The organism is Paraburkholderia sp. RL17-337-BIB-A, from assembly GCF_046025895.1.
In the GTDB taxonomy this organism is placed as follows: domain Bacteria; phylum Pseudomonadota; class Gammaproteobacteria; order Burkholderiales; family Burkholderiaceae; genus Paraburkholderia; species Paraburkholderia fungorum_C.
In genome coordinates this window covers 2,961,226-2,980,075 of record NZ_JARESY010000002.1, presented here as the reverse complement: position 1 = coordinate 2,980,075, position 18,850 = coordinate 2,961,226, and the positions used below count along the sequence as shown (strand labels likewise).

Here is an 18,850-nt window from a genome sequence, read left to right as displayed (position 1 = left end):
GCCCTCCCAGCCGTTCATGCCACCGGGAGGGCCATTTGCCGCTTAGAACGTATAAGCCAGCTTGCCAAACGCCGTACGTCCCAAAGTGTTGTACCCATATGCAGTGACGTACTGTCGATTAAACAGATTCGACAGATTCGCCGACACGGTCAGATGCGAATTGACCTTATAAGCAGCACGCAAAGCGACCGTTGTGTACGACGGCAGATAGATCGAGTTGAGCTGGTCGTCGAAGGTCGATCCCCCATAAAGCAGCGAGACGCCGGTGCTGAGCGCGTGAAGATGGAACTCGTCCCACGTGTGATCGACGCTCAGACTGGCCGTCTGGCGCGGGCGGCGGTTAAGCCACGTCTGGTCGGTCACGTCCTGCGGATTCAGCAGGCCGATCGCGAGGCTGACAGGCGTCGATTTGCCGAGCGTGCCCTTGTACGACAGATCGATGCCCTGGATGTGCGCCCGTCCAATATTCACGGGCAGAAACGTCGCGGAGTTGTACGAGATGAGGTCATGGACGCGGGTGTCATAAACGGCGGCCGTGAAGGTGCCGAACGAGGTGGTTGCGTCCAGCGCCGCCTCGATCGTGTCGCTGCGCTCGGGCAACAGGTTCGGGTTCGCAAAGCCTGGGTAGTACAGGTCGTTGAAGGTCGGCAGGCGGAATGCATTGCCATACGAAAGCCGCGCCGTATACACCGGGGTGATCGCATAGGCCACGGCGACATTGCCGGTATTGACCGAACGGCCCTGAATAATCTCGTGACGGCCCGCAAGGAACACCGTCAGGGCACCGAGCGTGACTGACTGATGGAGTGAGACCGCTGAATCGTTGCGCGTCGGCACGCCCTGAGGGATATCGACCGGCAGGAAAGCTTGCTCGCGGCTGAAGTCGTAGGCGAGCTTCGTCTCTCCGGACAGCGGTAGATCGAACAACGTCAGCGCCTTTTCCTGATGGGTCAACGAGGTTGACGTGCTGAAACGCGTCGAGTCGATCTCATCGGTCGGAATGGTGGGATTGTTCGCATAGAGGAACTGGCGGTCCGTGGCGTAGCCCACCGACTGGTCGAACTGGGTGGTCGGCGTAATGTCCAGGTGAAACGCGAGGCCCGTCGTCAACTGATGATCGAGCTGGCGATCGTCGCCACCGCCACTGTCATACGAAAGATCGGACGTGTGGTACAGGGCGAACGTGGAGAGCGACCAGTTGTCGCGCGCATAGCCGAGGCGCGCATCCACGTCCTGAGCATGGTACGGGTTTCGGCCATCCTCGTGACCGAATGCATACGGCTGGGTCGCATCGATCCCAGCGGTGTTGTAGTCGTGCAGGCCGAGCGAGTAGGTCAGGCCGGACAGTGCCGAGAGCGGACCAGTGGAGGGGATACTGCCGGAGGTCCGGACTTGCGTGTCGAAGGTTTTGTTCGAACCGCCGCCTACGGAGATCGTGGTCTGGTTCGGCTGATTGGATGCGTGATTGGTGAACAGTTGCACGACGCCGCCCATCGCAGCCGCACCGAACGACGCGGCCGCCGGCCCTGAGATGACTTCGACACGGTCGAACGAGGAGGTTGAGAGATCCGCCCACGCGGCCTGGCCGGTGGTTGCGGAGCCTACCCGGATGCCGTCGATAAACACCGCGACCTGGCTGCCGGATGAACCCCGGATGCTGACTGAAGCGAAGGAGCCGGGGCCGCCGTTTTGCGAAACGGTGACGCCGGGCAGCGTGGCGAGCGCTTGCGTGATACTCGGGTTGGCCGGGGACAGACGCTCGAGATCGGCGCGCGTGAGGACCTGGGTCGTGGCGTAGCGTTGGTCGAACGATTGCGGCAGGTGTTGGGTGTCGCCGGTGACAAGGATATTCGGCAGCGTGGTTTCGGCCGACGCTTGCGCGGGCAGTGGCAACGATGTGTCGTCCGCGGCCTGTGCAACCTGCCATGCGGAGACTGACAACACGGCGAGAACGCTATACATGCCGACGACGTGTCGGCGCAAGGTTCCCTGCGGGGAACCGGTTTGAACGGCGGTGGACATGACTGATCCTGAGGCTTGGGCTGTCGTTGCAACGGGCGCCGCATAGGCGGTGCTTGCACATCGGGACACCCCGCCCGATGCGGCTGCGCAGACCTCGGTTTGATGGCAGGTCTCCTGGCTCACGGGTCAACGTCACGTGCCGACCTTCCCGGTGCTCCAGTGGTCATGAATGGCACGGACTCGCCGCTTACAGTTGCGGGGACAGCCGCAGACTCGGAGCATCGCTGCTCGTACTGCGTTCCCTTTTGATCCCGGTTGATGGGAACCATCAAGGCGGAAGGGTAGCGATGCGTGGTGGTGACGTCAATTACTACGGCGTTTGCGGTACGCTGTTCGTCACTGTGATTGTGGTTTTCTTGTTCGGATCAGGCGATGCGTTGATATAGGTTGGCGAATGGTTTTTTGGGTGAGGTTTTGATGCGGCGTTTTCGTGGCATGGACTCTGTGCATTGCCGGATGGAAACGAGAGGGCCGCAGTGCGGGGTTGTTTGCATATTGATAGAGCTTGATGCCGCCCGCGAGCCCTATCGAGTCCTTGCTGATGAACCGCTCCGTCGTCGGATCATAGTACCGATACCGGTCGTAGTGCAGCGCCGTTTATGCATAAGCACGACGCTACGCGATGCGCCCGACGCGCCATCGACTGCAACAGTCACGCAACCGCAGCAGCCCTTCATGCCCTGGGAACACATCGACCGGTGGCTAGGCGCGGAGAAGTTCTTCAAGGCTGGCCAGCGCGTCTATGTCTCGGTTGACTACATCCGGCAAAGCCTCACGGTGACCCCGGAATACGATGAGGCCGCCAGGGCGCGTGGGCGCGCACAACGGACCATTGAGCGCAAGGCCACCAATGATGAACTGCGCAAGGTATGGCGCGCGCAGGCGCAGATAACCCGCTACTGACCATTACCACCGGATAGACATGCAAAGGGCCGCAATCGCGGCCCTTCGTTGTTACCACACTCGCATATCGGGAGAACAGAATCCAGACACAATATCCATCAACTCCAGAACTCTGTCTTCAATGTCTTCCGTTGCGCCAATCCTCAAGGAGTCGAGAAGCCTATACACGGATCCCGAACTAAAATTCTTCTCCCGGTATTTCACAAGAATCGCTCGTAGTAAATTGACGTCGCAATTCCTCTCCAATGCATCACGCAGCTCTCTATCTAGCACGCTATCCAGTTCGGCATTCATTACTTCACCCATTTGTCACGAGTTGAGGCAAGGGCCGCCTGATAGTCAGACAAGGACATGCTTGTACTCGGCTGGATCGTCCCATGGTTGGCACTATCCTGAACGTACTTGAGGGTATTTGGAAGATTCGCCGTGTTCAGCATGCATGCGCAGTCCTTTCCAGTGCCGCCCATACTTGCCGGACGCCTATGAGGCGGAAGGTTAGCCGCTGATCCCGGCGCAACCGAAATTCCTCCCGTGGCTGGGTGAACCATCCCATCCGAGCCGACAGGAATATCGACACCAGGACGCGCACCAAGTCCACGCGCCGTAGGCTCAGCAATAGGGAAACCATCGCTTCCGGTTTTCATCGCTCGATATACGTCGTCCCCTGTCAATCCGAGCGGGTCAACCCATGTAAGCGGATTGGGCGCATATTGATGCGCGTTGAGTCCGCCCTGTAACCCGATCGGATCCTTGCTGATGAACCGGCCGGTCGCCGGATCATAGTAGCGGTTGCAATTGTAGTGCAACCCTGTCTCTTCATCATGATACTGCCCCTGAAAACACAGCGCATTACCACCCCCCACCGGATCCGGCTTCTCCCTCCAAGTATCCTTCCATCCCCCCCACGCCTTAAACCGCGCGAGCCACACCACCTTCCCCGACTCATCCGTAAGCTCCTGCGGCGTGCCCAAATGGTCATTCTGATAAAACACCGTGACATGTCGCGTCACCGCCGGCATTTGGACATAGCGCCCGTCGGTCCCAGTCGCCAGATGCGCATGTTCAACTATCGTTTCATCAAGCCGCGCAAGCGGCACAAACGAACCCGCTTCATACAGATAAATCGATGCGGCCTGCCATTGATGCTCTTCAGCCAGCGTATGCATGCGCTGCGCGACAGGCAACGAATATGGATCGTTCGGATCCTCACGCACCAGCCGCGCCGAGCGATAGCGATACGGACGAACGTCGCGCGTTGGTCGCAACGGCTCGTGGAAACGTTCCTCCATCAGCAGCACGTCGCCGTCCCACGTAAACACCGTGCGATCGACCCCGCCACCGGCCCGTTCAACTTCCTTCATCGTGCGCCGTCCGAACACGTCATAGCGGAAACGCACCACCTGTTCCGCGCGTGCGGTGCCGTTGATGAACTCCACGCCGCCGTCCGCATGGGTGCGCGTGCGGTTCAGTTCATCGGCTTTCGGCGCGTTCGCGTAGTGGCAGGATTACCGTCACGCTGCGCGATGCGCCAGATGGCTATTCACTGGATACACCACCGCGCCCGCAGCAGCCCTTTATGCCATGGGAGCATATCGACAGGTGGCTAGGCGCAGGCAATCTCTTCAGCACCGGCCAGCGCGTCAATGTCTCGGTTAACTACATCCGGCAATGCCTCACGGCGCCCCCCAGAATACGATGAGGCCGCCAGGGCGCGTGAGCGCGCACAACGGGCCATTGAGCGCAAGGCCGAGAATGACGAACTGCGCGGCGTATGGCTCGCACAGGAAGCTGAGCGCCAACGACACAGAAACCGCTCCGGGCCGAACACCTCGAATTTATAATCGGGCAATGACACGTGACGAAGGGCCGCACACCGCCCTTCGATTACCAAATAAATTAAATTCGGCTGGCAAAGCACCTAAGTATTTCCGCTATCTCAAGTGCCTCCGACTCAGATAGCTCGACAGGATCGTTTTCTTTTGTCGCGGCCTTGATATGGATAGACGATCCTTGTTCAATCCATATCCGGACAGCTCCATCGCTCGATTCGAAATAGTCTTGATTCGATGTATTTTGTTGCATTTCTATTCACCTGTAGTCGGGAAGTGCGGGTTTCCATCATCTGGCGATACAACCTTGACTTTACCTGTCGGATCGTATGCATGCACATGGTCAACGGCCGCTTTAGGATCGTTGGATGGCAACCCTGTTGCCGGGTCTTTATGACCTCGATCCAACCTCAAACGCTCTTTCCCTGTACACGGGCATTTCCATTTTATCGGTGCGCCTGTCGCATCCGATTTAGCCAAAACAAGTCCCTTCTGATTTGCTAAATCACGAATCTCTGTGCGCGTCCTATCAGTAATGTCGCTTGCCGTTATCGTTGGTGGCGTTATGCCACTCAGACCCAGCGGATCGATCCACTGCACCGGATTGGGCGCATACGCAAACGCATTCAGCCCCCCGCGAGGCCAATCGGATCCTTGCTGATGAACCGGCCGGTGTTGGGATCATAGTACCTATACCGGCTATAGTGCAGCCCCGTTTCGTGATCATAATACTGCCCCTGGAAGCGGATCGGGTTCCTGATACCAGCCTTGCGGGCGGCCTCGCTGATGACTTTCTTTGTATCATCCCACGCCCAATACCGTGCGCTCCAAGCAATCTCCCCTTTGCATCCGTTACATCCTCATTGATCACTTGTGCGCGCAGATTACGCCGATCGTCGAAGTTGTAGTGCATGGTCACATAGTCAACCGAAGCAATGAAAGAGAAGCGGAATTAGGTGGCCTTCGTCTATCGGGGCCAGCGTAGCAATATCCAACATTTTTCTTCTCCATCTATTTTCCCAACCACCCCGATCATCTCGGCATCCTTGAGCCTCTCTTCGCACTCGCTATAAAAATCTGGATTGCACACCAAGTTCGCATGCTTCGAAAGGATAAATTCGTTCATTCTATGGGCGTCAACGACACCTTTTTCCAAAATGTGATTGTGCACATCAACAACAATGCCATCTTCATTCTCAAACCTTACGCCCAAGCCATGTCGAGAGTAATTCCACTTAGCACATTGGGCATGTACACATCCATAGCGAGGCAGATCAGTCAGATATTTCCAATCTTGAGCTGTGGCATTGCTTTTGAAGAGTTTGTCTTGCAAAGCAGATTGCAGTGCAACGAACTCCATTAGCGCCGTTACAAAATTATCGCGAGTCAATATCGGCATCGTTCCGTCCTCTCTGCTTTTGCCATCGCAGCCTCATCTTTAAGTTGAGCAGCTTCCTCTGGCGACGCAGTGGAGATGTTTACAGGAATCGCCAAGAGGCCGGCTTTTGTTGCTGCTTCGGCGCGATGATGACCATCGACAATGACGAGTTGCCCGCCTCCAACATCGGCCGCTTCAACAGGCGGAAATGTTCCATAACCAGCTTGTGCACGCATTGCAGATGTATATCGCTTGATTTTATTTCCCGTCATTTCACTTGGACCTTGACGAGACATCAATCGTCTTAGGTTAACCATCGTCGGGCAATTTTTATCCAGCCCCAGTGGATCAATCCATTCGATCGGATTCGGCGCGTACTGATAGAAGTTGATGCCGCCTGCGAGGCCTATCGGATCCTTACTGATGAACCGCCCCGTCTGCGGATCATAGTACCGATGCCGGTTATAGTGCAGCCCCGTTTCGTGATCCGCATACTGCCCCTGAACTGTTGCGCTTGACGCAAACTCCGCTCACACGGGCCGCTTCCGCTTATCAGGCAAGGCTTCCAGCGTTCACTACCTCCGGCGCCTGGAATTTTTTCGCAGACGCGATTCTCAGATCGTTCGCATCTCGAAACAAGGGCGGTCTGCACGACTTGCGAGCATCCCGCATCGAAGGATGCAGCATAGGAAGGTCGCCGGCACTGGACCGTGTAAGACACTTTGGCACCACACGCCTATGCTGCCGCCGCGCCTTCTTCTGGCCATCGATTCGTTGATCTCCATGTAGCCCGCCGGGGGCGCAAGACATAGCGCAAATTAGCACCGTTTGGCGGGCCTGCCACCTGACTCTTTCCTGCCGGGCGGCCCGCCAAACGGTGCTAATTTCCAGGCGTTATGTTTAATCGGCTGGCCCGCAGGGGCAGACGATTTACCCCCGGCCCCCGTTGTTTCCGGCCGCAGGCCGCATGTGCCTTTACCTTACTAACTTTCTTCCAGCGCGTCCTCGGCCGCCTCGGCGTCGATGGCCGCCAGGAGAGAGGCGAGCTCATCGTCGCGCGTCAGCTTCGCCGGATGCGTCGCTGCGTGGATCTGCCTGAGCTTGCCAATCGCCACCTGCGTATAAATCTGCGTGCTCGTTAGTTCCGCATGACCCAGCAGCGCCTGGATATACCGCACATCCGCGCCGTTCTCCAGCATGTGTGTCGCGCACGCGTGCCGTAGCGCATGACACGATCCATCCACGATCGCCGCGCGCCGCATGTACCGGCTCACGATCCCGCTTAACTGCCCCAACTCGAAGGCCGTACCGTAATCGGTCAGGAACAGCATCCACTCATCGGCGCGCACCATCAGTGCCGCGCGCTCCTCCTGCACATACCGCTCCACCCAGTAACACGCCCGCTCGCCCACCGGCACCAGCCGGTCGCGCCGACCCTTGCCGCACCTCACCCGGACCGTACGCGTGTGCGTGTCCACGTCCGATACCGTCAGCGCGGCCAGCTCCATACGCCTTAACCCCGTGCTGTACAGCACCTCCAGCATCGCACGGTCACGCACACCCGTAATCGCCTGCACATCCGGCTGCGCCATCAGCCGCTCCACCTGCGCCACCGACAGCACTACCTTCGGCAACTGGAACGGCTTCTTCGGCAACACCATTTCCGCCGCCGCGTTATACGGCACATACCGCTCGCGCGACATCCACCCGCACCAGCCCATCAGCGGCGTGAGCAACGCCCGCTGCGAACGGATCGCCAGCGCCTGGCCATTGTCCTTACGGTACAGGTACAGATACCGCTGGTACGCTTCGAACACCGCGCGCGTCAGTTCGTCCGGCTGGCTCAACCCACGAACCTCGCACCACGACACGAACCGCTCCAGCGTGCGGCTGCGGTTGGTCACCGTCGCCGCCGTCACATTCAGCGCCGACCAGTCCAGATACAGCCGCACGTACGTCATCAGGCCGTTACCGGTCCACTGAACCTGTGCCGGGCCACGCGGCGCCGCCTGCCGCCTCAGCCGACGCTTCTTCGGTCGCACCATCACACCGCCTCCTGCCTGTACGACGAAGCGGCAACGCCCATTCTTTTATGCTCAGGGACGTGCGTTTTTGCGCCATTCATCGACGCACTCCCGCTCGGCCTTGCGCCGTCTGCCTCAGCAGGATTTTGCTCACCCCGCGATGGGGCCGATATGGGGGCGTTCTGGGGCCGCGTTGCCCCCGCGAACTGCCCACCTTGCCCCCGCGAACTTCGAATCGTAGAGGGATCCAGCAAGCCCGACAGATGCGTCGCGTCGCTGCTGTCGCCGTCATAGATCAGTTCGTATTCGAAGCTCTGACCGCGTTGGCCGCGATGCGTGAGCAGATACTCCAGTTCAACGAGACGTTCAAGATGCGCGCGCGTCTGCGTGTCGCTTTGTCCCGTCCACTCCCGCACCTCGCGCCGGCTGAACCTCACCGACTCGCGCGGCAACGGCTTCGCCTTCACCGCCTCTGCAATCTGCTCCAGCACCCGCCGCGTCACCGGCGGCAACTCGTCAAGCGAACGTCCCAGCACTTCATGCACGATCCGGTTCGCGTGTTCGATGTCGGCCAGCGTCGCTTCGATATACGCGAGCTCCGCGCCCGCATGCCGAACGGTCTTCACTTCGCGTTGATACTGATGCAACAGCGCAATCGTGTCGATCAGCGTGAGGTATTTTTCATGGTCGCGCCGCGTGCGCGTGCGGTCCGACAGGAACGTCAGCTGATCGGCATACGGGTTCACCACCGCCAGCGGTTTCAATAGCCGCTGCGCGTTACGGTGTAACGACAGAATCCGTTCCTTCTGTGCCTTCAGCTTCAGCCCGTCGAGCGTGCGTTTCTGCCGTTGCAGCCGGTGAATCGCTTCCGTCTGCTCGCGGCCTTCGTCTACCGTCAGGATCAGGCAGCGGTTCAATAACTCTTCATCGATCTCGATGGCCGTCGTCGTCAGCATGATCGACACCGGCCCTTCAACACGGTATTCCTGCGTCACCAGGTTACCCGTCTGCGCATCCTTGCCCGTCGACGCAATCGTCAGTTCGCCATCGCTTTGCAGCAGCTTCAGCGCATACGCCGCACGGCTCGCGCCTTCTTCCTCGCAGATCGCCAGCACCTTGTGTTTCAGGTTCGTCTCGCCCATGTAAAAGAGGCTCTGGCCCGTCATTGCGCTGTACTTGATCCGCTCTTCTTCGGGCACGAACGCGAGCACCGCATCCATCAATGAACTCTTGCCCGCCGCGCTCGAACTCTGGATCACCACGGCCAGCGGCGCATCGAGCTTGCGCGACACTGCCGCGAGATATCCAACGAGCTTGTTCGTCTCTTCGCCCACCACACCACACGCGGCGAAGTCCAACACGATCCGACCGAGCAGGTCCGGCGAATGCAGCAGATCAAGCGCCGCGCGCTCGTCGTCGGCGCTCATCTGCGCACCGGCCACCGGCGCATCGGCCGTCGCCTGCAACATCTCCAGCTTCAGCAGCATGCGCCCGAGGTCGGCCTTCACCGTCTCTTCTTTGAGCCGCAGCTCGGCCGCGGCCCGCGCAATGTAGTTCGCCCGCGCCTTCGCGTGATACAGGTCGAACGTGTCGACGTGGGACCATTCGCCTGAGCTCGCCAGCACATTGACCTTCAGCACGCCCGTCGCTTTCGCGTCGAAGCCGCGCACCCGGTAGCGCACCGCGCCGAACGTGAACACGATTTCAGCGTCACTCACCTCGCATTCGATGTTGAGCGACGGCGCGGCAGGTTCAACGCTTGCAGGCAGCGGCGCTTCATTTATCACAGGGTGTGATTTCTGCACGCCACGAGGATGTATTTCTGGTGCCAACGCGGGTTCAGCCCTCGTTTTAGCAGCTAAAGAGGGGGCTGGTTCAGGCGCAGCGGTTGACGCCGCGTTACCGCGTAACGCCGGGATTTCCTTCGGGCGTAACACCGCAGCGTCGTGAGGTGGCAACGGCATCGCCACCTCACGACGCTGCGCAATCCCATTGCCCATCCATTCGGCGCGCCGCACCAGCACGCCCAGGCTCTTCGTCGCCGGCGTCACCTTCAACGCATACGCATTTGCGTCCAGCCCGTGCGGAAACCGGATCCGATAGCACCCGAACCCCTTGAGCATCAGCCGGTCGGCCAGCTTGATCGCCGCCCCATGCCCCGCCTGATCGTTGTCGTATGCAAAGATCACACGCCGGATCTGCTGCGCCTCGAACAGTGCCAGATGATCCTCCGTGAACCCTTCGGCACCAAACGACGCCGTCACGTTCGTATAGCCCGCACACCAGAACGTCAGCGCGTCGATGATCGACTCGCACAGAATCACTTCCTGCTGCCCGCGCAAACCCTTGGCGTTGAACACCCCGCGATGCGGTCCCGGCAGATACAGGTGGTACGCCGTGCCCGGGCGCAGGTTGTCCGCAATCTTGCGCCCGTACAAGCCCGCGACATGACCCGACTCATCACGCCAGTTGAACACGATGCTGCCGTTCAGGTGCTCATGCCCGCTCTCGCGCATCATGCCCACCGACTGCAACCGCGCCCGCATCGCCGCCCCCGCCTGACGCTTGCTGTCCGGCATCCGCAGCCCCAGCGTGCGGTTCGCATAGCCCAGCCGGAAGTGATCCACCGCGCCCGCGATGCCGCGTTTCTCCAGATACGCCTGCGCCTCGGGCGAGCTTTTCAGCGTCTGATGGTAGTAATCCACTACCTGCTCAAGCAGCGCCGCATCGTCCGCGCTCGCCGACACCGGCGAGGGCAGTGCGCGCACCGTGGAATGTGCCGTTCCAACCTTAGCCGCTAAAGCAGGAATGCCTTCGCGCAGCAGTTCCACCGCGTGCCGGAACGAGATGCCGTTCGCCTTCATCGCCCAGTCCACCGGACCACCACCGAGCCCGCAGCCGAAGCAGTGCCACAGATTCTTCTCCGGCGTCACCACCAGCGACGGCGTCGAGTCGTCATGGAACGGACACCGCCCACGCCAGTCCTTGCCCGACTTCGCCAGCTCGATGCCGTGTGCACGCACGAGCTGCTCCACCGACACGTCGGCCTTCATGCGCTCAAGCTCGGATTCGGGGATGCGGGCCATAAACCGTCCTTTGGCTAAAACCCTGTCAAGGGGGTTTTCATAAAAATAACTCGATACCAGTATACGTCAAATTGACGTATACTGGACTGCGTTTTGCAAATCCGGGGGTATCTTTATGGCTGTTTTAATGCACTCAATGGGCGCAACAGCCATGCCGATCACCGACGACGAACGTACTTTCTTTGTTGCGCTGGGCGAGCGTATGGCCCAGTTCCGCAAGGCACGCGGCATCACGCAGGCGCAGATCGCTGAAACGCTGGGACTGACCCAGCAGACCTACCAGTCGTATGAAGTAGGACGCAGGCGGATTCCGGTTTCGACGCTGCCGAGCGTGGCGCATGCACTCTCGGTTTCGCTGGAAGAACTGTTCGGCGAATCCGCGAGCTCACCGCGCAAGCGCGGCCCGATGCCCAGGTGGCAGAAGCACATCGAAGCCATCTCGCAGCTACCCCGGGCGAAGCAGCAGTTCGTCGCGCAGATGCTCGAAGCCGTACTGGCCCAGGCGCAGCAGTAGAAGGGAAGAAGGGAATGTGACGCAGTAAACGAAGCGCGGGCCGTGAGTGTTACCAGCACTCGCGGCCCGCTGACCACCACCAGTTCAACGGAGGAACTGACCATGGCTAACGCCAATCATAAAGCACAACCCCGCAAACCTCGTCCACCTGAGTACGAGCATCGCAGCGGCATCCTGCGAAACAACCCCGATCCAGGTCCGACGCAACCGGACGGCCAGCCCTATTTTCCGTGGATGGAAATCGCCGACCACTGGCTCGCCTCTGCTGGCTTCAAACCCGGTGAGCGCGTCAGCTTCAGCATCGATTACCGTTACGCCCAGCTCACCATCAGGCCCGACCTCGGATGACAGAATGAATGAAGGCCGCAATTGCGGCCTTCGTTTCGATCAAACTCTTTTTATAACTTCCAGTTCATCCCATAGCTGGGACAAACCAATCCCTTTCATGTATGTGCCATAGTCTAAGAAACCATGGGAACCTATCTGATCGGCAGACAACCAAGTTGCATCGCATTCTGGGCATACATAGATCAAGCGACTATTTGCTTTAATCTTTGCTTCAACGATTTCATCTTGTTCGCACCTTGGGCAAATCACTTTTCCACTCCGCTAATGTATAGGGTATGCCGTAATAATTTCGTTTGTACCGGGTCGGGTAATTATTTTTACACTTGTTTCTCCAGCAGTACCAACCACTTTCCCCATTGGCACGACATAGGCGCCAGGATCATTTGGTAACGGCTGGCCACGTTGCGCCCACGCTTCATCTACCAAATCCAATGACCCACCCCTCTTGCATGTACAAAACACGGAATGTGTTGTCTTCTTTGAATTCGGAGACTCGTGGTCTAACACGTGCTTGATCCGATTTCCCTGAGCAGAGCCCTGCCCATAGTTCAAGCCATTCGGCGTGCTCCACGTACTCGTATTCTTGTCATACCCTAGCTTTATCAACCCGAGTGGATCGATCCAGCCTACTGGGTTAGGTGCGTACTGGAAAACTTTTTACCCTGCCGTGCTTCCCCCTCGCGCGGGCCGCTTTCCCTTAGCCAGCAAGGCTTTCAACCATCACCACGTCCGCTGAAACGAATTTTTTCCCAGACGCGATTTTCAGGCCCAACGTATCTCGAAACAACCCGCATTCTCCCTCGGGTCACCGCCGCGCAGGATAGGCGCGCAGTGCCATAACATCCGACATCGCAACCACATCCCGCCGGGTTTGCCGGCGCCCGCAGGGCGACGGCAAACCCGGCGGAACAGGGCGTGTGTGGACCACTGCTCCATGAGCGCGCAAGCCTTCGCACGCCAACGCAACGCCGATTCCGTCAAGGCCGCGCAACGCGCGCCCGCAGGGCTCGGCCTTGACGGCCACCAGGGTTCTACGCTCGGCCATGCGGTGCAAGACGACAGGGCGGCTTGCACCGCATGCGAAGCACGCTTTGGTTTTTCAGGTGTGGGGGCTTGTTTTCCGTTACGCAGTAACGGCGCACTGGGGGAGCCCCCTGGGGGCGGACGGGGAGGCAGGCTGCGAGCACGGAGCGAAGGCCGCTTGCGGCCGCAGCCCGAGCGCAGCAGACTGCCGGGTGGGCGGGGTTCACACCATTGACTGGCCGCGCCGCGGCCCCTGATGCTGGCCTGCGCGCAGCGCCTGACCTTGATGTGTTCGTGCTCCAGGATCATGGCCGCTTTATGGCCCTGACTTCCTTGTGTGCGCCTCGCGCACCCGGCGGGCCGGGGGCGCCCGACATAACGCAAATTATCGTATTCCGGCGGGCTGGCACCTGACCGTAAAACCTGCGCCAGCCCGCCGGAATTCGATAATTTCCCAGCGGTTATGTTAAATGGGCCGCAGGCCCATTTACCCCCGGCCCTCCAGGTTCACGGCTGAAGGCCGCTTCTGCTTTTTATCCTTCATCACTTTCTTCTGACGCGTCCTGCGCCGCTTCGGCGTCGATAGCCGCTAACAGGGAAACCGCATCGGCCACTTCAGCGTCGTCCTCCGCCTCCGGCTCATGCATCACACCATCGGCACGCGCCGGATGCGTCACCGCGTGGATCCGCCTGAGCTTCTCCACCGACACCATCGTGTAGATCTGCGTGCTGGCCAGCGACGTGTGACCCAGCATCGCCTGGATGAACCGCGTATCGGCTCCGTTGTCCAGCATGTGCGTGGCCATCGCATGCCGCAGCAGATGACACGAACCGGTCTTCCGGATACCGGCGCTCTCCATCATCCGTTTCACGATATGCGCCAGGTACGACGCGTCCATCGGTTCACCGAAGTCCGTCACCCACATCGCATGATGACCGCCCGTCGTCAGTTCCTCGCGCGCTTCGAGTACGTACCGGTCCAGCCACTGCAACGCACGTTTGCCGATCGGCACCACCCGGTCACGCCTCCCTTTGCCCTCGCGCACCATCACCAGCCGCCGTGCGTGATCGACGTCATACGTCGCCAGCTTCGCCATCTCCGAGCGTCGCAAACCCGTTGAGTAAAACACTTCCACGATGGCCCGGTTGCGCAGGCCCACTGACGTGCTCACGTCCGCCTGCGCGAGCAGACTCCCGATCTCCGCCACCGACAGGATCGAGCGCGGCAGGCGCTGCGCCAGCCGCGGCATCGACAGTTCCGAGGCCGGATTGAACGGCAGGTAGCCTTCCCGTGCGAGCCATCGCCCGAAGCGCTTCAGCGTCTGCAAACGGATCACCTGGCCGCCTGTGCTCAGCGGCTCGCCGCTCGCCTTGCGATACAGGAACAATGCACGCTGGTACTGCTCCAGCACTTTCAGCGTCAACTGCTGCGGCCCTTCGATGGCGCGCGTCTGGCACCACCGCACGAAGTCCACCAGCGCGTTATGGCCCGTCTTCACCGTCGTCTCCGCATACGCCATCATCCGCAGCCATTCGGCGTGCGCGTGCAGGTACGCCGCCCACGTCGGCAGCAGCTCCCCCGCCGACCTCGCGGGCGAGACGCGACGACTGTATGCCGCCATCCGGCGGCCCTGCACCCGTTTGTTCGGCCGCACTGGCTGGTAGCTCATGACGCACCCTCCTGCAACGATGCGCCTACGACGACAGGATTTCGATTCCCGGAGAGGTGCGTTTTCAGGCCGTTCATCGATGCATTCCCGCACGGCCTTTGCTCATCGGCTCCAGCAGGATTTTTCTCATCCCGGCCACCCGCCGACCGGGGGCCGACCGCACCCCGACCAAGGGCCGACCACTCGCCATTTACCCCCGACCGCTGCGCGTCGTACTTCAATTTCTCCACGTCGATCAGCCCCGCCAGGTGCGTCGCATCGCTGCTGTCGCCGTCGTAGATCAGTTCGTATTCGAAGCCCTGACCGCGCGGCGCGCGGTGGATCAGCAGGTATTCGAGTTCGGCCAGCCGCGACAGGTGCAGCTTCGTCTGCGTATCGCTCGCGCCCGTCCATTCCCGCACCTCGCGCCGGCTAAACCTCACCGATTCACGCGGCAACGGCTTCGCTTTCACCGCCGCCGCAATCTGCGCCAGCACCCGCCGCGTCACCGGCGGCAACTCGTCGAGCGAGCGTCCCAGCACCTCATGCACGATCCGGTTCGCCTGTTCAATGTCGGCCAGCGTCACTTCGATATATGCCAGCTCCGCACCCGCGTGCCGCACCGTCTTTACCTCCCTCTGATACTGATGCAGCAGCGCAATCGTGTCGATCAGCGTCAGGTACTTCTCATGGTCGCGCCGCGTATGCGTGCGATCCGACAGGAACGTGAGCTGGTCCGCAAACGGATTCACCACCGCCAGCGGTTTCAGTAACCGCTGTGCGTTGCGATGCACCGCGAGGATCTGTTCCTTCTGCGCCTTCAGCTTCAGCCCGTCGAGCGTGCGCTTGTGCCGCTGCAAACGATGAATCGCCTCGGTCTGCTCGCGGCCCTCGTCCACCGTCAGGATCAGGCAGCGGTTCAATAACTCTTCATCGATCTCGATGGCCGTCGTCGTCAGCATGATCGACACCGGACCTTCCACCCGATATTCCTGCGTCACCAGGTTGCCTGTATTCGCATCCTTGCCCGTGGACGCAATCGTCAGTTCACCATCGCTTTGCAACAGCTTCAGCGCATACGCCGCCCGACTCGCGCCTTCCTCCTCGCAGATCGCCAGCACCTTGTGTTTCAGGTTCATCTCGCCCATGTAGAACAGGCTTTGCCCCGTCATGGCGCTGTACTTGATCCGTTCTTCTTCGGGCACGAAGGCCAGCACCGCATCCATCAATGACGATTTACCCGCCGCACTCGAGCTCTGGATCACCACCGCCAGCGGCGTGTCGAGCTTGCGCGATACCGCCGACAGATAGCCCACCAGCTTGTTCGTCTCTTCACCCACCACGCCACACGCCGCGAAGTCCGACACGATCCGCACCAGCAGATCGGGCGTGCGCAGCAGATCGAGCGCCGCGCGTTTCTCGTCGACCGTCATGGTTTCTGCCGATGACACAGGCACATCCACCGCCGCCTGCAACATCTCCAGCTTCAGCAGCAGGCGCCCCAGATCGGCCTTCACCGTCTCTTCCTTCACCCGCAATTCCGCCGCGGCCCGCGCGATGTAACTGGCCCGCGCCTTCGCGTGGTAAAGATCAAACGTATCGACATGGAACTGCTCTCCCGCGCTGGCCAGTACATTGACCTTCAGCGCGCCCGCCGTTGCTGTGGCCTTCGCGTCGAACCCACGCACGCGGTAGCGCACCACGCCGAACGGGAACACGATTTCCGTGTCGCTCACTTCGCAGGCGATATCGGACGACGGCGCGACCGCTTCAGCGGCCGCTGGTAGCGGCGTGACCGTCTCCACCACGGAACGCACGGTTTTAGCGGCTAAAGAGGGAGCCGCTTCAGGTGCAGCGCCTGGCGCCGCGTCATCGCGTCTTTCCGGCACCTCTCCCAATCGCAACGGCAACGCCACCTCACGCGGCGGCGCAACGCCATTGCCCAGCCACTCCGCCCGCCGCACCAGCACGCCCAGACTTTTCGCCACCGGCGTCACCTTCAGCGCATACGCATTCGCATCCAGCTCGTGCGGAAACCGGATGCGATAGCACCCGAACCCCTTCACCATCAACCGCCCGGCCTGCCGGTCCATCGCCTCGCGCCCCGCCTGATCGTTGTCGTACGCAAACACGATGCGCTCAATACGCTCTGCCTCGAACAGCGCCAGATGATCCGCCGTCAACCCTTCGGCGCCGAACGACGCCGTCACGTTCGTATAGCCCGCACACCAGAACGTCAGCGCATCGATGATCGACTCGCACAGGATCACTTCCTTCTGCCCGCACAGTCCCTGCGCATTGAACACACCCCGATGCGGTCCCGGCAGGTACAGGTGGTACGCCGTGCCAGGTCTCAGGTTGTCCAGTATCTTGCGGCCGTACAGGCCCACCACGTGCCCCGACTCATCGAACCACGGAAACACCACGCATCCGTTCAGGTGCTCATGCCCGCTCTCGCGCAGCACCCCCACCGACTGCAATCGCGCGCGCATCGCCGCACCCGCATGACGGTTTTTCTCGGGCAGCCGCAGCCCCAGCGTCCGGTTCGCATAGCCCAGCCGGAAGTGCTCCACCGCCCCCGCAATGCCGCGTTTCTCCAGGTACGCCATCGCCTCGGGCGAGTTCTTCAGCGTCTGATGGTAGTAATCCACCACCTGCTCCAGCAGCGCCGCATCGTCCGCGCCCGCCGACACCGGCGAGGGCAGTGCGCGCACCGTGGAATGCGCCGTCCCGGCTTTAGCCGCTAAGGAAGGAATGCCCTCGCGCAGCAGCTCCACCGCGTGACGGAACGAGATGCCGTTGGCCTTCATCGCCCAGTCCACCGGACCACCGCCGAGCCCGCAGCCAAAGCAGTGCCACAGGTTCTTCGAAGGCGTCACCACCAGCGACGGCGTGCTGTCGTCATGGAACGGGCATCGGCCACGCCAGTCCTTGCCCGACTTCCCAAGCTCGATGCCGTGCGCGCGCACGAGCTGCTCCACCGATACCTCGGCTTTCATGCGCTCAAGCTCGGATTCGGGGATGCGGGCCATAAACCGTCCTTTGGCTAAAACCCTGTCAAGGGGGTTTGCATAAAAATAACTCACAGTCAGTATACTTCGTTTTGAAGTATACTGGACATTGTTTTGTAGAACCGGGGGTATCTTGTGGCTGTCTTCACACATGAAGTTCCGACATCAGCCATGTCTATCACCGACGATGAGCGTGCGTTTTTTATCGCCCTGGGCGAACGCATTGCCCAGTTCCGCAAGACGCGCAACATCACGCAGGTAAAGCTCGCCGAGACACTCGGCGTGTCCCAGCAAACCTATCAGTCGTATGAGGTAGGACGCAGGCGCATTCCGGTCTCGGCGCTGCCGGTCGTGGCGCGAACCCTGTCGGTCTCGCTGGAGGAACTGTTCGGCGAGCCCGATAGCTCACCACGCAAGCGCGGCCCCATGCCCCGATGGCAGAAGCACATCGAAGCCATCGCGCAGCTACCCAGGGCCAAGCAGCAGTTCGTCGCGCAGATGCTCGAAGCCGTGCTCGCGCAGGCGCAGCAATAAAAAAAGAAGAGGTAACGCAGTAAACGAAGCGCGGGCGATGAGTGCTACCAACACTCACCGCCCGCTGACCACCACCAACTCACTACAGGAGTTGATCATGGCTGATGCCAATCTTAAAGCACGTCCACCCAGAACGAAACGCACGGGGCACATAATGGCGACGCTACGCGATACACCCGACGCGCCATCGACTGCACAATTGATGCAACCGCAGCAGCCCTTCATGCCCTGGGGACATATCGACCTGTGGCTCGCAACAGCAGGATTCTTTAAAGCTGGCCAGCGTGTCAATGTCTCGATTGATTACATCCGGCAAAGCCTCACGGTGACACCCGAATACGATGACGCCGCCAAAGCGCGCGAACGCGCGGAACGGACCATTGAACTCAAGGCCCAGAGTGACCAGTTGGGCAGCGCATGGCGCGCACAGGAAGCCAAGCGCCCGCAACGCAGAAACCGCTCCGCTTCGCACCACTCGAATTGCTGATCCGGTCGTGACCAGTAATGAAGGGCCGCACGCGGCCCTTCA

The 18,850-nt window shown here is 60.4% G+C and carries 13 protein-coding genes, 3 pseudogenes and 1 riboswitch; of the genes and pseudogenes, 5 read left to right on the top strand and 11 right to left on the bottom strand.

Features of this window, described 5'->3' with window-relative positions; all coding sequences use genetic code 11:
* Positions 1 to 42: 42 nt before the first annotated feature.
* The gene (locus tag P0D84_RS33985) at positions 43 to 1,962 is read right to left on the bottom strand and encodes a TonB-dependent receptor domain-containing protein (protein WP_408346247.1); all 1,920 of its coding nucleotides are present in this window, start codon (positions 1,960 to 1,962) and stop codon (positions 43 to 45) included.
* 147 nt (positions 1,963 to 2,109) lie between these two features.
* Positions 2,110 to 2,307: riboswitch (cobalamin riboswitch) on the bottom strand.
* A 195-nt stretch (positions 2,308 to 2,502) separates the two neighbouring features.
* Positions 2,503 to 2,619, bottom strand: a pseudogene (locus P0D84_RS33980) (RHS repeat-associated core domain-containing protein); the annotation flags it as partial.
* Between the two features lie 78 nt (positions 2,620 to 2,697).
* On the opposite strand from P0D84_RS33980, the gene P0D84_RS33975 reads away from it, so the two are divergent.
* Complete coding sequence (locus P0D84_RS33975) at positions 2,698 to 2,925, top strand: hypothetical protein (RefSeq protein ID WP_408344043.1); 228 nt, start codon at positions 2,698 to 2,700, stop codon at positions 2,923 to 2,925.
* Positions 2,926 to 3,218: 293 nt separating this feature from the next.
* Here P0D84_RS33975 and P0D84_RS33970 read toward each other — a convergent pair whose 3' ends face one another.
* The 7 genes and pseudogenes from P0D84_RS33970 to P0D84_RS33935 all read right to left on the bottom strand — a co-directional run bounded on the left by P0D84_RS33970 (position 3,219) and on the right by P0D84_RS33935 (position 11,242).
* Positions 3,219 to 4,361 (bottom strand): RHS repeat-associated core domain-containing protein, encoded by a 1,143-nt coding sequence (locus P0D84_RS33970; protein WP_408344040.1) that lies wholly within the window; start codon positions 4,359 to 4,361, stop codon positions 3,219 to 3,221.
* A 237-nt stretch (positions 4,362 to 4,598) separates the two neighbouring features.
* On the bottom strand, positions 4,599 to 4,730 hold the full coding sequence (locus tag P0D84_RS33965) for a hypothetical protein (protein WP_408344037.1): 132 nt from the start codon (positions 4,728 to 4,730) through the stop codon (positions 4,599 to 4,601).
* Between the two features lie 594 nt (positions 4,731 to 5,324).
* A pseudogene (locus P0D84_RS33960) lies at positions 5,325 to 5,596 on the bottom strand (RHS repeat-associated core domain-containing protein); the annotation flags it as partial.
* 125 nt (positions 5,597 to 5,721) lie between these two features.
* A complete protein-coding gene (locus tag P0D84_RS33955; RefSeq protein ID WP_408344034.1) occupies positions 5,722 to 6,153 on the bottom strand; it encodes a DUF6896 domain-containing protein in 432 nt (143 codons plus the stop codon).
* Positions 6,141 to 6,635 (bottom strand): annotated as a pseudogene (locus P0D84_RS49190) (RHS repeat-associated core domain-containing protein); the annotation flags it as partial. The pseudogene P0D84_RS49190 and the gene P0D84_RS33955, both read right to left, overlap by 13 nt.
* Before the next feature lie 480 nt (positions 6,636 to 7,115).
* Positions 7,116 to 8,177, bottom strand: a complete 1,062-nt coding sequence (gene xerC, locus P0D84_RS33940) for a site-specific tyrosine recombinase XerC (protein WP_408344028.1) — start codon at positions 8,175 to 8,177, stop codon at positions 7,116 to 7,118.
* On the bottom strand, positions 8,177 to 11,242 hold the full coding sequence (locus P0D84_RS33935; protein ID WP_408344026.1) for a CHC2 zinc finger domain-containing protein: 3,066 nt from the start codon (positions 11,240 to 11,242) through the stop codon (positions 8,177 to 8,179). The genes xerC (P0D84_RS33940) and P0D84_RS33935 overlap by 1 nt, the downstream gene beginning before the upstream one ends.
* Before the next feature lie 151 nt (positions 11,243 to 11,393).
* Here P0D84_RS33935 and P0D84_RS33930 point away from each other — a divergent pair, with 151 nt between their 5' ends.
* Together P0D84_RS33930 and P0D84_RS33925 are read left to right on the top strand one after the other, a co-directional pair.
* Entirely contained in the window at positions 11,394 to 11,756 is a 363-nt protein-coding gene (locus P0D84_RS33930; RefSeq protein ID WP_408344023.1) for a helix-turn-helix domain-containing protein, read from the top strand.
* Between the two features lie 102 nt (positions 11,757 to 11,858).
* Positions 11,859 to 12,104: a SymE family type I addiction module toxin gene (locus P0D84_RS33925; RefSeq protein ID WP_408344020.1), complete on the top strand. Its 246-nt coding sequence runs from the start codon at positions 11,859 to 11,861 to the stop codon at positions 12,102 to 12,104.
* Positions 12,105 to 13,660: 1,556 nt separating this feature from the next.
* Here the strand turns inward: P0D84_RS33925 and xerC (P0D84_RS33920) are convergent.
* Together xerC (P0D84_RS33920) and P0D84_RS33915 are read right to left on the bottom strand one after the other, a co-directional pair.
* Complete coding sequence (gene xerC, locus P0D84_RS33920) at positions 13,661 to 14,797, bottom strand: site-specific tyrosine recombinase XerC (RefSeq protein ID WP_408344018.1); 1,137 nt, start codon at positions 14,795 to 14,797, stop codon at positions 13,661 to 13,663.
* Positions 14,794 to 17,808, bottom strand: coding sequence for a CHC2 zinc finger domain-containing protein (locus P0D84_RS33915; RefSeq protein ID WP_408344015.1), 3,015 nt, complete (start codon positions 17,806 to 17,808; stop codon positions 14,794 to 14,796). The genes xerC (P0D84_RS33920) and P0D84_RS33915 overlap by 4 nt, the downstream gene beginning before the upstream one ends.
* Positions 17,809 to 17,958: 150 nt before the next feature.
* Here P0D84_RS33915 and P0D84_RS33910 point away from each other — a divergent pair, with 150 nt between their 5' ends.
* Positions 17,959 to 18,321: a helix-turn-helix domain-containing protein gene (locus tag P0D84_RS33910; protein ID WP_209938301.1), complete on the top strand. Its 363-nt coding sequence runs from the start codon at positions 17,959 to 17,961 to the stop codon at positions 18,319 to 18,321.
* Positions 18,322 to 18,418: 97 nt separating this feature from the next.
* The gene (locus tag P0D84_RS33905; protein WP_408344010.1) at positions 18,419 to 18,808 is read left to right on the top strand and encodes a hypothetical protein; all 390 of its coding nucleotides are present in this window, start codon (positions 18,419 to 18,421) and stop codon (positions 18,806 to 18,808) included.
* Positions 18,809 to 18,850: the final 42 nt, after the last annotated feature.